The organism is Variovorax sp. HW608, assembly GCF_900090195.1.
GTDB lineage: Bacteria > Pseudomonadota > Gammaproteobacteria > Burkholderiales > Burkholderiaceae_C > Variovorax.
In genome coordinates this window covers 4189658-4204577 of record NZ_LT607803.1, presented here as the reverse complement: position 1 = coordinate 4204577, position 14920 = coordinate 4189658, and the positions used below count along the sequence as shown (strand labels likewise).

The 14920-nt window shown below is 70.3% G+C and carries 5 protein-coding genes; all 5 read left to right on the top strand.

Annotated elements, in window-relative coordinates; all coding sequences use genetic code 11:
- Positions 1-167 precede the first annotated feature (167 nt).
- From VAR608DRAFT_RS19745 to VAR608DRAFT_RS19725, 5 genes are read left to right on the top strand one after another with little or no spacing between them, the layout of a single operon-like run.
- Complete coding sequence (locus VAR608DRAFT_RS19745) at positions 168-7433, top strand: type I polyketide synthase (RefSeq protein WP_088955594.1); 7266 nt, start codon at positions 168-170, stop codon at positions 7431-7433.
- A complete protein-coding gene (locus VAR608DRAFT_RS19740; protein ID WP_088955593.1) occupies positions 7430-12457 on the top strand; it encodes a non-ribosomal peptide synthetase in 5028 nt (1675 codons plus the stop codon). The genes VAR608DRAFT_RS19745 and VAR608DRAFT_RS19740 overlap by 4 nt, the downstream gene beginning before the upstream one ends.
- Before the next feature lie 11 nt (positions 12458-12468).
- Positions 12469-13176 carry a 4'-phosphopantetheinyl transferase family protein gene (locus tag VAR608DRAFT_RS19735; RefSeq protein ID WP_088955592.1) on the top strand — a complete coding sequence of 236 codons (708 nt, stop codon included), beginning with the start codon at positions 12469-12471 and terminating at the stop codon, positions 13174-13176.
- Positions 13173-13976, top strand: coding sequence for an alpha/beta fold hydrolase (locus tag VAR608DRAFT_RS19730; protein WP_172843878.1), 804 nt, complete (start codon positions 13173-13175; stop codon positions 13974-13976). The genes VAR608DRAFT_RS19735 and VAR608DRAFT_RS19730 overlap by 4 nt, the downstream gene beginning before the upstream one ends.
- The gene (locus VAR608DRAFT_RS19725; RefSeq protein ID WP_088955590.1) at positions 13969-14913 is read left to right on the top strand and encodes an alpha/beta fold hydrolase; all 945 of its coding nucleotides are present in this window, start codon (positions 13969-13971) and stop codon (positions 14911-14913) included. The genes VAR608DRAFT_RS19730 and VAR608DRAFT_RS19725 overlap by 8 nt, the downstream gene beginning before the upstream one ends.
- Positions 14914-14920 lie beyond the last annotated feature (7 nt).

The following is a 14920-nucleotide window of genomic DNA, read 5'->3' as shown; positions in this document are numbered from 1 at the left end:
TGGCACAAAGGATCTTGAGAGGGCAATATCGGTCTGGTGAGAAATGTGAACGCTTTGTGATTACTGTTCATAACGGATACATGTGTTGCCAAACCACGCGCCGATCCTGAAACAGACCAGGGGTTACCAGAAGCTTCACACCCACTCGACAGCGGAGTCATCAGTCCATGGAACAACCACCTGCATCCCGTTCCCCCCTTGAGGCTGCGACGCTTTCGCTGGTGGATCTCTTCGTGGCCCGTACGGGCGGCGCATCGGCCTCCGGGCCGGTCACCCATGAGCTCCAGGTGCCGGCGGAGCTGGCGGCGAGGTGGGGACGCAAGGCGTCCGGATCGGCGCTTCTTCCCGACACCCTGTTCGCGGCCGCCTGGGCGCTGCTGCAGGCACGGTGGCTGGGCACCGCGATCCCGCTGAATGGAAGCGCGAGCGACTGGCTCGCGGAAACCGATCGGGTCCGGCGCAGCACCCCGAACGCAGCCGACGACGCGTTTGGCCTCGGCTTCTCGGCCGAAACCTCGGAGCTGAGCCTGCGCGGCCCCGCGGCCCTGCTCGATGCCGATGTCGCGGCAACGCTCTTGATCGCCATCGCCGACACCGCGTCGGATCTCCTGGACCGCCAGGGCGCCGCCCTGCGCGACATCCGCACACTGACCGCCGACGACCGCCAGCGCCAGTCGGACGCATGGAACGTCCCGCCCACGCCCTACGACCAGGCGCTGACCGTCCATGCGATGTTCGAGCGCCAGGTCGCCGCGCGCGGCGCAGCCATCGCGCTGGTGGGCGAAGACGGCGCCCTCTCCTACGACGAAGTGGCACGCCGCGCCGAAGTCATGGCGCGCCGTCTGCAATCGCGCGGCGTTCGCGCCGGCCAGGCGGTGGGCGTGATGCTCGATCGCTCGAGCGCCGCCGTCATCACCCTGCTCGGCATCCTGAAAGCGGGCGCGGCCTATGTGCCGGTGCAGCCCGATTTCCCCGCCGAGCGCATCGCGTTCATGCTGTCACATGCCGACGTCGGTCTCGTCGTCACCCAGGCCGCGCACCGGCAGCTCGTTCCCAGCGAGCGACCGGTGCTCTCGATCGACGACGGGCGCGCTGCCGACGAATCGGCGCTCCCGCCTTTCGCGCACGCCGAAGCCGACGGCGAGTCGGTCGCCTACGTGATGTACACCTCGGGCTCGACCGGCACGCCCAAGGGCATCGAGATCTGCCACCGCTCGATCCTGCGTCTGGTGGTCGACGCTCACTACGTGGACCTGCCGGCCGGCGAGGCGATGCTGCATGCGGCGCCGCTGGGCTTCGATGCCTCGACGCTCGAGATCTGGGGGCCGCTGCTCAATGGCGGCATCTGCGTGGTCCACGATGAACAGGTGCCGACCGGCGCCGGGCTGGCGCGCACCATCGAACGCCATTCGGTGCGCACCGCCTGGCTCACCGCCGCGCTTTTCAATGCGGTGATCGACGACGATCCGCTGCAGCTCAAGGGCCTCACCCAGTTGCTCGCGGGCGGCGAGGCGCTGTCGGTGTCGCATGTCCGCCGTGCGATGGCCGCGCTGCCCGACACCACGCTGATCAACGGCTACGGCCCGACCGAGTGCACCACGTTCTCGGCCACGCACCGCATTCCGCGCGAGCTGCCGGCCGATGCGCGTTCGGTGCCGATCGGCCGCCCGATCAACGACACCACGCTGCGCGTGCTGAGCCCGACGATGGCGATGCTGCCCGCGGGCCTCGTGGGCGAGCTCTGCATCGGCGGACGCGGCCTCGCGCGCGGCTACCTGCAGCGCCCCGACCTCACCGCCGAGCGCTTTGTCGCCGATCCGTACGGCGGCCCCGGCGACCGCCTCTATCGCACCGGCGACCAGGTGCGCTGGCTGCAGGACGGCAGCATCGAATACATCGGCCGCGTGGACGGCCAGGTCAAGATCCGCGGCCACCGCATCGAGACCGGCGAAGTCGAAGCGGCGCTGCTCACGCATCCGGGCGTCAAGTCCTGCGCCGTGATCGCGCGCAAGGATGCCTCGGGCCGGTTGAGCCTCGTCGCCTATCTCGTCGCGCGCGGCGCCGAAGTGCCGTGGACGACGCTGCGCCATCACCTGGCCGACCATCTGCCCGAGGCGATGCTGCCTTCGGCGCAGGTGTGGCTCGCGCAACTGCCGGTGACCACCAACGGCAAGCTCGACCGCCGCGCGCTGCCCGAACCGCCGCGCCAGCGGCCCGATCTGGCGCAGGCCTTCGAGGAAGCGCGCAGCGACGCCGAACGCATGGTGTGCGCGGCCTTCGCGCGCGCTCTCGGCATCGACCAGGTCGGCCGCAACGACAACTTCTTCGACCTCGGCGGCGATTCGCTCCTGGTCCTGAAGGTGATGAAGGAGCTGCAGCGCGCAAGCGAACGCCGTCTTTCGACCAACCTCTTCTTCCGCCAGCCCACGCCCGCTGCACTCGCCGCGAGCCTGCAGGCCGATGGACCGGTGGTGCCGAAGCGCGAAGCCGTCCGGCCCGCAGCGCGCATCGGCGCCGAGCTGGAACCGGTCGCGCTGGTCGCGATGGCCGGTCGCTTCCCGGGCGCGGCGGATGTCGAGCAGTTCTGGGACAACCTGCTCGCCGGCCGCGAATCGATCAGCTTCTTCGACGACGCGACGCTCGATGCCGGCGTGAGCGCCGCGCTGCGCGCGGACCCGCTCTACGTGCGCGCGCGCGGCATCATCGACGACATCGAGCAGTTCGACGCCGCCTTCTTCGGCATCAACCCGAAGGAAGCCGAGCTGATGGACCCGCAGCACCGCGTGTTCCTCGAGATCTGCTGGGAATGCCTGGAACGCGGCGGCTACGTGCCCGACCAGGCGCCGGGCCCGGTCGGCGTCTACGGCGGCATGTACAACCCGACCTACTTCCAGCGGCACGTGTCGACGCGCCCGGACCTGGTCGAGATGCTCGGCGAGTTCCAGGTGATGCTGGCCAACGAGAAGGACTACATCACCACCCGCGTCGCGAACAAGCTCAGCCTCACCGGCCCCGCCGTCAGCGTGCACACCGCATGCTCGACCTCGCTGGTCGCGGTGGCGCAGGCCTTCCATGCGCTGCGCACCGGCCAGTGCCGCATGGCGCTCGCGGGCGGCGCGTCGGTGAACTGCCCGCCGCGCAACGGCTATCTCTACAACGAGGGCTCGATGCTCTCGCCCGACGGCCACACGCGCAGCTTCGACGCCAAGGCCAAGGGCACCGTATTCAGCGACGGCGCCACGGTGGTGCTGCTCAAGCGGCTCTCCGATGCGATCGCCGACGGCGACACCATCTATGCGGTGCTGCGCGGCGCGGCGGTCAACAACGACGGCGGCGCCAAGGCCAGCTTCACCGCGCCCAGCGTGGACGGCCAGGCCGCGGTGATCGAAGCCGCGCTCGCGTCGTCCGGCGTCGAGGCGCGCAGCATCTCGTACATCGAAACCCATGGCACCGCGACGCCGATGGGCGATCCGATCGAGGTCGAAGGCCTGGCGCGCGCCTTCGCGCCGCACACCGCCGACAGGGGCTTCTGCGCGATCGGATCGCTCAAGAGCAACGTCGGCCACATGGTCACGGCCGCCGGCGCGGCGGGGCTCATCAAGGCCGCGCTCTCGCTGCACACCGAGGCGATCCCGGCCACGCTGCACTATGAGTCGCCGAATCCCGCGATCGACTTCGACGCGACGCCGTTCTACGTCAACAGCCGGCTCCTGCCGTGGCCGCGCGAAGCGGTGCCGCGCCGCGCGGGCGTCAGCAGCTTCGGCGTCGGCGGCACCAATGCACACGTGGTGATCGAGGAAGCGCCGCTGCGCGCGCCCTCCGATCCGGCCACCGGACCGCAACTGCTGACGCTCTCGGCCCGCTCGCCCGCCGCGCTGGCCGCCGCCGCCACGCGCCTGGCCGACCACCTCGACACGCATCGCGATGTGCCGCTGGCCGATGTCGCGCACACGCTGCGCGTGGGCCGCAAGGCGTTCGCGCACCGCACCTCTGTGGTGGCGGGCTCGGTCGACGAAGCCGTCGCCGCGCTGCAGAGCAGCGATTCGCCCGCACGCGCCGGCGCCTCGCAGAGCGCCTGGGTGCCGCAGCCGGTGTTCGCCTTCCCCGGCCAGGGTGCGCAATACGCCGGCATGGGCCGCACGCTGTATGAGAACGACGCGGTCTTCCGCGCCGCTTTCGACGAATGCCTGCGCGCCTTCGAGGGCGTGCTCGGCTTCGACCTGCGCGAACGCATGTTCTCGGACGACGCTGCGGCGCTCGCGCCCACCTCGGTCACGCAGCCCGCGACCTTCGCGCTCGAATATTCGCTGGCACGCCAGCTCATGGCGCTCAAGGTCCAGCCCGCCGCGATGGTCGGCCACAGCGTGGGCGAATTCGCCGCCGCGGTGCTGGCCGGCGTGATGCACCTCGAGGACGCCGCGCGCCTGGTGGCACGGCGCGGCGCGCTGATGCAGGCGCTGCCCGCGGGCACGATGCTCTCGGTGCGCACGCCCGCCGCCGACCTGCTGCCGCTCTTGCCCGAAGGCATCTCGCTGGCCGCCGACAACGGCCCGGCCGTCTGCGTGGCCGCCGGCCCGAGCGATGCGATCGAGCAGCTGCGCGCCGCGCTCGAAGCCAAGGGCATCGTCGCCAAGGCGCTCCAGACCTCGCACGCCTTCCACTCGGCGATGATGGAGCCGGCCGTCGCACCGTTCGAAGCCCTGGTGCGCGAGACCAGGCTCTCGCCGCCCCGGCTTCCGATCTACTCCACGCTCACCGGCCGCCTGCTTACCGACGAAGAGGCGACCGACCCGCACTACTGGGCACGCCACCTGCGCGAAACCGTGCGCTTCTCGCCCGCCGTGCGCGAGGTGCTGGCGCAGCTCGCGCATCCGCTCTTCATCGAGATCGGCCCGCGCAACACGCTGGCGACGCTGGTGCGCCAGCATGCGACCAAGGCGACGCCCGCGCCCGCCGTCTCGCTGCTGCTCGACCAGCCGCAGGGCGAGAGCGCCGCGTGGCGTCTTGCCGCCGGCCGCCTCTGGGCGCACGGCGTCGAGCTCGACCTGAATGCCCTGGACACGCGCGCGCGCAAGCACCGCGTGCTTCTGCCGACCTATCCCTTCGAGCGCAAGCGCTTCTGGATCGACATCGCCGCGGCACCCGCAGCCCCCGCCGCGACGGCCGCGCCAGTGATCGCCGCCGCCGCTCCCTCCGCCCCTCTTCTTTCCAATTCGCCTCCGGAGTTGACAATGACTGTCGCCGCCATTTCCGCACCGCCCGCGCGCCGCGCATCCCTGGTCACGCGCCTGCGCGAGCTGTTCGAGAACCTGTCCGGCGTCGACATGGGCGGCGTCGACGGCGCGGCCCCCTTCGTGGAGATCGGGCTCGATTCGCTCACGCTCACGCAGGCCGCACTGCAGGTCAAGAAGAGCTTCAAGGTCAATCTGACCTTCCGGCAGCTGATGGAGAGCTATCGCAGCTTCGACGCGCTCGCCGAGTTCCTCGACGCCACTCTGCCGCCCGACACCGCGCCCGCGCAGCCCGCGGCACCGGCAGCACCGGCAGCACCGGTGGCCGCCGTTGCGCCGACCGTGGCTCCCCAGGCCGCGCCGGTGATCACGCCCGTGCAGCAGGTCGTGCCTGCGATGCCCGTGATGCAGCCCCTGGCCGCCGGCACCGGCAGCCTCGTGCAGCAACTCATCGCGCAACAGATGCAATTGATGCAGCAGCAACTCGCATTGCTGTCGGCGGCACCATCGATGCCGGCCAGCCCCGTGCTGCCGGCACCGGTGGTGGAGCAACCCACGCCCACGGCCACCGCCGCGGCCACGGCGTCCAATTCACCACCAGCCGCGCAGCCGGCGCAGGCCGCAGCGGCGACCGATGCGGAGGCACCCGCCGAGGTCAAGTACGACGTCAAGAAGGCCTTCGGCGCCATCGCCCGCATCCACACGCAGGCCAAGGAGCCGACCGAGCGCCAGAAGGCGCGCCTGGCCGCCTTCATGCGCCGCTACACGGAGCGCACGAAGAAGAGCAAGGAATTCACCTCGCAGAACCGTCCGCACATGGCCGACCCGCGCGTGGTCAACGGCTTCCGCCCGGCGACCAAGGAGATCACCTACCAGATCGTCGTCGAGCGCTCCAAGGGCTCGCGCGTGTGGGACATCGACGGCAACGAGTACGTCGACACGCTCAACGGCTTCGGCATGAACCTCTTCGGCTGGACGCCCGACTTCATCAACGAGGCGGTGCACAAGCAGCTCGACATCGGCTACGAGATCGGCCCGCAGCACCCGCTCGCCGCCGAGGTGACGAAGCTGCTGTGCGAGCTCACCGGCTTCGACCGCGCGGCCCTGTGCAACACCGGCTCCGAAGCCGTGATGGCCGCGCTGCGCATCGCGCGCACCGTGACCGGCCGCAACACCGTGGTGCTGTTCACCGGCTCCTACCACGGCACCTTCGACGAAGTGCTGGTGCGCGCGGGCCGCAATGCCAAGGGCATGTCCGCTGCACCGGGCGTGCTGCAGACCATGTTCGGCGAAGTGCGCGTGCTCGACTACGGCACGCCCGAGGCGCTGGAATTCATCCGCGCCAACGCGGACGAGCTGGCCGCGGTGCTGGTCGAGCCGGTGCAGAGCCGCCGCCCCGACTTCCAGCCGCGCGAGTTCCTGCGCGAGGTGCGCGCGATCACCGAGAAGTCGGAGACCTGCCTGATCTTCGACGAGGTCATCACGGGCTTCCGCAGCGACCTCGGCGGCGCGCAGGCGATCTTCGGCGTCCGCGCGGATCTCGCCACCTACGGCAAGGTGCTCGGCGGCGGTTTCCCGGTCGGCGTGATCGCCGGCAAGCGCGCCTACATGGACGCGCTGGACGGCGGCGCGTGGCAATACGGCGACGACTCGGTGCCCACGGTGGGCGTGACCTACTTCGCCGGCACCTTCGTGCGTCATCCGCTGGCGCTCGCCGCCTCGAAGGCCGCGCTGGAGTACCTCAAGGCGGACAACAACAAGCTGCAGACGCAGCTCAACCTGCACACCGCGGCGATGGCCGACGAGCTGACCGCGTTCTGCCGCGAGGTCGGCGCTCCGCTGGAGATCCGCTACTTCGCATCGCTGTGGCGCGTGACCTGGCTCGAGGACCATCCGCTGCAGGATCTGCTGTTCGCGATGATGCGCAGCCGCGGCGTGCACATCCTCGACAACTTCCCCTGCTTCATGACGACCGCGCATTCGCAGGAGGACATCGCGACGATCAAGTCCGCGTTCAAGGAGTCGATCGCCGAGATGCAGGAAGCCGAACTGCTGCCGCGCCGCGCGGTGGTGCAGCCCGGCTTCGATGCATCGCACCCGCCCGTCCCCAACGCCCGGCTCGGCCGCGACAAGGATGGGCAGCCCGCCTGGTTCGTGCCCGATCCGAACGCCCAAGGCAAATTCACGAAGTTCCAAGCATGACCGCCGCCGTCCTCACCACCGCCCACAACGCGCCCGCCGACGACTTCGATCCCTTCGCGTCGGGCCTCATCGAGCGGATCGTCCCGACGACGGAGGCGCAGCGAGAGGTCTGGCTGGGCGATCGGCTGAGTCCCGAAGCCTCGCTGGCCTACAACGAGTCGCTGCGGATGCGGCTCAAGGGCGCGCTGGATGCAGGCGCGCTCGCCGCTGCGCTCGACCGCCTGGTGGCGCGGCACGAATCGCTGCGCGCGACCATCTCGCCGGACGGCACGCAGATGCTGATCGGCGAGGCCGTGCCGGCCAACCTGGCGGAACACGACCTGCGCCAGCTCGACCCCGCGGCGCAGCAGCGCCGGCTCGAGGACGAGAGCCTCGCGGCGGTGCTGGACCCCTTCTATCTCGAGAAAGGCCCGCTCTTCCGGGCCGCGCTGTACAAGCTCTCCGAGCTCGAGCATGTGCTGGTGATGACCGCGCATCACGCGATCTGCGACGGCTGGTCGTGGGGCGTGATCAGCCAGGACCTCGGCCTGCTCTATGCCGAGCAGATCGGCGCCGGCCCCGCGCTCGAAGCACCCTCGCAGTACTCGGACTACGCGGCCTGGGAAACGCAGGAGGCCGCAAGCCCCGAGATGCAGGGCCATATCGACTACTGGCTCTCGCGCTTCTCGGGCGGCAGCCTGCCGGTGCTCGAGCTTCCGCTCGACCGGCCACGCCCCGCCGTGCGCACCTTCGCCTCGCGCCGTGTCGACCATGTGCTGGGCCAGGACCTGATCGATTCGCTGCGCAAGGTCGGCGCTGCTTCGGGCACCAGCCTGTTCGCAACCATGTTCAGCGCCTTCGCGGCCACGCTGCACCGGCTGACCGCGCAGGACGATCTCGTGATCGGCATCGCCGCCGCCGGCCAGATGCCGAGCGACATGCCTTCGCTGGTGGGCCACTGCGTCAACACGCTGCCGATCCGCGTCGCGGTCGAGCCGCAGATGTCCTTCGACGCCTTCGCCAAGGTGTCGGGCGCGACGCTGCTCGATGCCTTCGAGCACCAGACGCTGACCTACGGCGCGCTGCTGCGCAAGCTGCCGGTGCCGCGCGATCCGAGCCGGCTGCCGCTGGTGAACGTGCTGTTCAATCTCGACAGCGGTGCGCTGGTCACGAGCAATTTCCCCGGGATCGAATCCCAGCAGAGTTCGATCCCGCGCCGCTACGAGAACTTCGAGCTGTTCATCAACATCGCGCCGGTCGCGAAGGGCATGCAGATCGAGGCGCAATACAACGCCGACCTGTACGACGACGCCACGGTCAAGCGCTGGCTCGGGATGTACGAATGCCTGCTGCACTCGGTCGCCTCGGATTCGGCGCAGGCCGTCGGCAAGCTCGAGGTGCTCGATGAATCCGAAGCGAAGGCCATCACCGCCCTTCAGCCGGGGGCGACGGTGCTCACGGGCCAGCCGCTGATGCATGCCGGCTTCGCCCTCCAGGCCGCGAAGACGCCCGACCGCGCCGCGCTGCGCGACGGCGCGCGCAGCCTGAGCTATCTGGAACTCGACGAACAATCGAACCGCCTCGCGCATGCGCTGCGCGAGCGCGGCATGGGCCGCGGCCAGCGCGTCGGCCTGTGCCTGGACCGCGGCGCCGACATGATGGTCGCGTTGCTGGCGGTGCTGAAGTCCGGCGCCGCCTACGTGCCGCTCGATCCGGCCTTCCCGCAGGCGCGCCTCGACTACTACGCCGAGGACGCGCAGCTCGGCCTGCTGCTCACCGCCTCCAGCGTCGCCGCGGTGCCCGCGAACTGGTGCGCCGATGCGGCCCAGCGGGTGCTCGTGCTCGATCGCGACAGCGACTGGCAGGACAAGCCCGCCACCGCGCTCGCGCCTTGCGCGCAGGATGCACAGGCCGGCGATGCGGCCTACGTGATCTACACCTCCGGCTCCACCGGCAAGCCCAAGGGCGTGTGCGTGCCGCACGGCGCGGTCGCGAACTTCCTGCAGAGCATGCGCGAGGCGCCCGGCATCAGCGCCGACGACCGCCTGGCGGCCGTGACCACGCTGTCCTTCGACATCGCGGTGCTCGAGCTCATGCTGCCGCTCGCGGTCGGCGCGGAAGTGATCCTGGTGCCGCGCGACACCACGATGGACGGCAATGCGCTGCGTGCCCTGATCGAGCAGAGCGGCGCGACGATGATGCAGGCCACGCCCGGCGGCTGGCGGCTGCTGCTCGATGCGCAATGGCAGGGCTCGCCGGACTTCAAGGCGCTGGTCGGCGGCGAAGGGCTGCCTTCGGATCTCGCGCAGTCGCTGCTGCAGCGCTCGCGCGAACTCTGGAACATGTACGGCCCGACCGAGACGACCATCTGGTCCACCCTCTGGCGCGTGGAGCCCGCGCGGGTCGCCCAGCGCGGCGTCTCGATCGGCAAGCCGATCGCCAACACCAGCGTGTGGGTGCTCGACAGCAACGGCCAGCGCTGCCCGATCGGCGTGCCGGGCGAGATCGTGATCGGCGGCGACGGCGTGACGCTGGGCTACCTCGACCGCCCCGAGCTCACCGCCGAGCGCTTCGTCGCCGATCCGTGGGGCGCCGCCGGTGCGCGCCTGTACCGCACCGGCGACCGCGGCCGCTGGGGCAACGACGGCCTGCTCGAACACATGGGCCGCTTCGACTTCCAGGTCAAGGTGCGCGGCTATCGCATCGAGCTCGGCGAAATCGAAGCCGCCTGCAACGAGGCGCCGGGTGTCGGCAACAGCGTGGTGATCACGCGCGAGGACCAGCCGGGCGACGTGCGCCTCGTCGCCTACGTGAGCCCGTCGCCCAACGCGAGCATCGACCTGCACGAACTGGACCGGCGCCTGCGCGATCGGCTGCCGCAGTACATGCTGCCGCAGCACGTCGTGACGCTGGACGCGATCCCCTTCCTGCCGAACGGGAAGGTCGACCGCAAGGCGCTGCCGAAGCCCACGGCCGTGCGCGAAGCCGCTGCCGAGCGCGTCGCACCGCGCAGCGAGCGCGAGAGGGCGGTGCTCCAACACATGGAGCGCGTGCTGAACCTGCCGGGGCTCGGCATCCACGACGACTTCTTCGCGCTCGGCGGCCATTCGCTGCTGGCGGCGCGGCTCGCGACGCTGCTCAGCCGCGAGTTCGACCTCACGGTGCCGCTGCGCGTGCTGTTCGAAGCGCCCACTGCGGAGAAGCTCGCGTCGGCGATCGACATGCTGAGCCGGAGCGGCGCGCCGCGCGGCGAAGCGGTCAAGGCCCTGCCCGGCCGCCGCGTCGCGCCGGTGACGCCGATGCAGGAGCGCGTCCGCTTCCTCGAGGAGATGTACCCGGGCCGCTCGACGTACAACGCGCCTTCCGCGCACCGGCTCGGCGGGCCGATGGACCTCGACAAGTTCAAGGCCACGCTGCGCACCATCATCGAACGGCAGCCGACCCTGCGCACCGCCTTCGGCATCGACCCCGCGAGCGGCGAACCGGCCGCGCTCATCGCCGCGAGCGTGCCCTACGAACTGCCGGTGGTCGACCTCAGCGCGCTGCCCGAAGGCGAGCGCGCCACCGCGCTGGACGAGAAGATGCGCGAACTCGCGGACCGCCCGATCCCGATCCACGAGGCGCCACTGTTCCACGCGACGCTGTTCCGGCTCGCGGCCGACGACCACGTGTTCGTCTTCGTGCCGCACCACCTGATCTGGGACGGCTGGTCCTTCGACATCCTGCAGCAGGAGCTGTCGACGATCTACGGCGCGCTGGTGCGCGGCGAGCCGCACGGCCTGCCGCCCTTGGCCGTGACGCATGGCGACTATGCCGACTGGTACGCACGCTGGCTCGAATCGCCGGCCGCGCTGGTCCAGCTTCGCTACTGGAAGGAGCGCTTCGCGAAGGCGCCGCCCGCCAGGGCGCCCCGCACCGACATGCCGCGCCGCGCGGGCATGAGCGGCCACGGCGGCTCGCACTGGGTCAGCGTCGACCCCGAGCTCACCGAGCAGCTGCGCCAGCTCGGCCAGCGCCACGAGATGACGCTCAACATGCTGACGCTCGGCGTCTACGTGATGATGATGAGCAAGGTCATCGACACGCCGTCGATCGTCATCGCGACGCCGGTGCGCGGGCGCGAGGCGCCGGAACTCGAGCCGGTGATGGGCTTCTTCAACAACCTGCTGCCGCTGTCGTTCCAGATCGACGGCGCGCAGCGCTTCGGCGAGTTCATGCGCTACATCAAGCAGGAACTCATCTCGGTGATGGATCACCAGCTGATCCCCTTCGAGCGCCTCGCGCGCGAGCCCGAGTTCGCCGAGCGCGCGCAGGGCGTGGGTCTCTACCAGGCGCTGTTCTCGTTCCAGGATGCGCGCGAGCGCGCGAAGGACGTGGGCGGCCTCGCCGACCGGCAGGTGCATCTGGTGCAGCACGGCGCGACCGACGACCTCGGCCTCTGGCTGATGGACAAGTCCGCCATCCTCGAAGGCGCCGTGGTCTACAACGCCGACATCTACAGCCCCGAAACCGGCGCCGCCTTCAAGGAGCGCTATATCGAGCTGCTGCAGCGCGTGGTCGAGCAGCCCGATGCGACGCTCGAAACCATCCTGTCGCCGGAGGGCTCCGAAAGCGCGGCCTACCTGCAGCGGCTGTCGGCCTCCTCCGATGCATCGGCGCCGGCCGCCCTGGCAGCGGCGCCTGCAACGGCGTCCGAACCGGTGACCGCGCCGCCGCAATCGGCGCGCCCACTGCTGCAGCCCGAGCAGGCACGCCTGGCGCAGATCTGGGCCAGCGCGCTCAGCATCGACGTCAACGACATGCGCCCGGACGAGACCTTCTTCGACCTCGGCGGCGATTCGCTGCTGGCGATGCGGGTGATCCAGCAGGCCGAGTCGGTGATGGGCTTCCGCGTCGATCCGCGCCGCTATGTCTTCGAGACGCTGGCGCAGCTGTCGTCCGCCGCGGCGGGCACCGCCATCGATCCGGCGGAACTGGCCGCCGGCAAGGAGCCCAAGCGCGGACTGCTGGGGCGCGTGTTCTCCGGCTGGGGCCGCAAAGGCTGAAGGAAGGGCACTTGTCGATCACGCCCATCCCCCGGCCAGGGCCCGCCCTCCTATGGCGGGTCGATCTCGACACGCCGCCGGCGGACACCGGCTGCCTGTCGCAGGCCGAGCGGGAACGCGCAGGGCGATTCGTGTTTGCCCGCGATCGCGAGCGCTTCGTCGCGGCACACGTCGCGCTGCGGCAGCTTCTTTCGTCGCACACGGGCATTGCCGCCTCCGAGCTCGAATTCGTGCAAGGCGAGGCGGGCAAGCCGTCGCTGATCCGTCCCGCGGGCCTGCAGTTCAACCTGAGCCACAGCAAGTCGGTCGCGCTGATCGCGATCGGCACGGCCGGTGCCGAGATCGGCGTCGACGTCGAGGTCCTGCGTTCGATGCCGGACGCGGACGCGATGGCCGCCTCCTACTTCACCGAGGCGGAGCAGCGGGCGCTCGCGGCCCTGCCTCCCGCACGGCGCGAGCGCGCCTTCCTCGCCTGCTGGACGCGCAAGGAAGCCTGCCTGAAGGCGATCGGACTCGGCCTCGGGGTCGACACGCGCAGCTTCGAAGCCGGCGTGGACGAGCGTGACCGCGAGGTCCGCATTCCGGTGTGCGGCGATACTGCCGACCTGTCGGTCTCGACCTTCGACGGTGGCGAAGGTGTAGTCTGTGCCATCGCCCGGCGGCTCCGCGCCGGCACGAGGGCGAGCCGCCCGACCCACGAAAGCGAGTTTTGCGCATGACCCCCATGCTCTTCGGTCCACCGTCCCGGCAGCTCTTCGGGCTGTTCCATGCACCCGAGCGCGAGGGCAAGCTCGCGCTGCTGGTCTGCATGCCGGTGGGTCAGGAGGCGATCCGCGCGCACCGGCTGTTCCGCGTGCTTTCCGATCGGCTCGCGAGGAGCGGCGTCGCAGTGCTGCGCTTCGACTACCACGGCACCGGCGATTCGCCCGGCGACGACCTCGACGGCGAGCTCGAAGGCTGGCGGCGCGATGTGTGCACCGCGCACGAGGAGCTGCGCCGGCGGGTCGGCCCGCGCCGCATCCTGTGGCTCGGCGCCCGGCTGGGGGCGTCGGTGGCGGTGCTCGCGGCCAAGAGCGGCCATTGCGACCCGGCCCGCCTCATCCTGTGGGACCCGATCGTCGACGGCGCGCGCTATCTCGACACCCTGCGCGAAAGCCACGTCGATGCGCTCGAACGCTCCTTCTGCGTGCCCGATCCGGCGTGGCGGCGCAGCCTGAAGGACGGCGACGCCTTCACCAACGAACTGCTCGGCTTCGCGGTCTCGCCGGTGCTGCGGCAGCAACTGCGTTCGCTGGCGCCGAAGGCGCTGCAGCTCACCGCCCTGCACCAGACCACCGTGCTGGCGGACCCCGAGGACCGGGCCGCGCAGCAATGGGCGCGCGCGGAAGCCGAGCGCCGCATGCCTGTCACGATCTCGTCGTTCCAGCATCCGCTGATCTGGACCTCCGATCCGCAACCCAACAACGCCATGGTCCCGACCGAAGCGCTGCAACGTCTCATGGCAGAAGCGCATGACTGATTCCAAGGAAACTCCCGTCCAGTTCGGCCCCGACGGCTCGCTCGTCGGCATCGTCACGACGCCGAGCGACGGCTCGCTGGAACCGGTCGCCTGCCTGCTGCTCAACATGGGCGCCACCCACCGGATCGGCCCGCGCCGCATCAACGTGAAGCTGGCGCGGCGCCTCGCTTCGCACGGCATCAGCACCATCCGCATCGATCTCGCCGGCCTCGGCGACAGCCGCGCTGCCAGCAGCGGAGAGCACTACCGCGCACAGGCGGTGCAGGACATGCAGGACGCGATGAACCTCATGGGCGCCATGCTCGGCGTGCGCCGCTTCGTGGTGATCGGGCTGTGCTCGGGTTCTTCCAACGGCCTGTCGCTGGCGGTCGCCGATTCGCGCGTGGTCGGCGTGCTGATGTTCGACGGCTATTCGTTCCTCGGACGCCGCTCGCTCCTGGAGCGCAACTTCCGCCGGGCGCTCGCCGCGTTGTCCAACGCCGCGATGATCGGCAAGACCACGCGCTGGGTGCACCGCCTGGTCTCCGCCAAGGCGGCCGCGGCGATCGCGCCGGATATCTTCGAGCCCGATCCGCCCGAGGTCACGGCCGCGATCTTCCACCGCTCGATGACGCAGGCGGTGGCGCGCAACGTGGCGATGCTGCTGCTCTACAGCGGCACGATGCACGTCGTCGACAGGAACCGGGACCACCTGGGCCCGTTCGCCAACGAGCCCTTCGTCGAGCAGATCGAATACATGTTCGACCCTTCGCTGGATCACAGCCTGACGTCGCTCGCCTCGCAGGAGACCTTCATGGCGATCGCGTCGGACTGGGTGCTGCGCGTGGCGCGTCGCGAGACGCCGCCGAGCCTGAATGCCCCGGCCGCCAGCGCATCGAGCGGGCCGTCCGGAACGCTCCCCGGCAAGCTCGCGCTGGCACGCGACGCGGTCGCCTGAAGGCGAC

Excerpts from the sequence above, each read along its gene's own strand:
- VAR608DRAFT_RS19730 (WP_172843878.1), top strand. The coding sequence starts at position 13,173 with ATGACCCCCATGCTCTTCGGTCCACCGTCCCGGCAGCTCTTCGGGCTG.
- VAR608DRAFT_RS19745 (WP_088955594.1), top strand. The coding sequence starts at position 168 with ATGGAACAACCACCTGCATCCCGTTCCCCCCTTGAGGCTGCGACGCTT.
- VAR608DRAFT_RS19725 (WP_088955590.1), top strand. The coding sequence starts at position 13,969 with ATGACTGATTCCAAGGAAACTCCCGTCCAGTTCGGCCCCGACGGCTCG.
- VAR608DRAFT_RS19740 (WP_088955593.1), top strand. The coding sequence starts at position 7,430 with ATGACCGCCGCCGTCCTCACCACCGCCCACAACGCGCCCGCCGACGAC.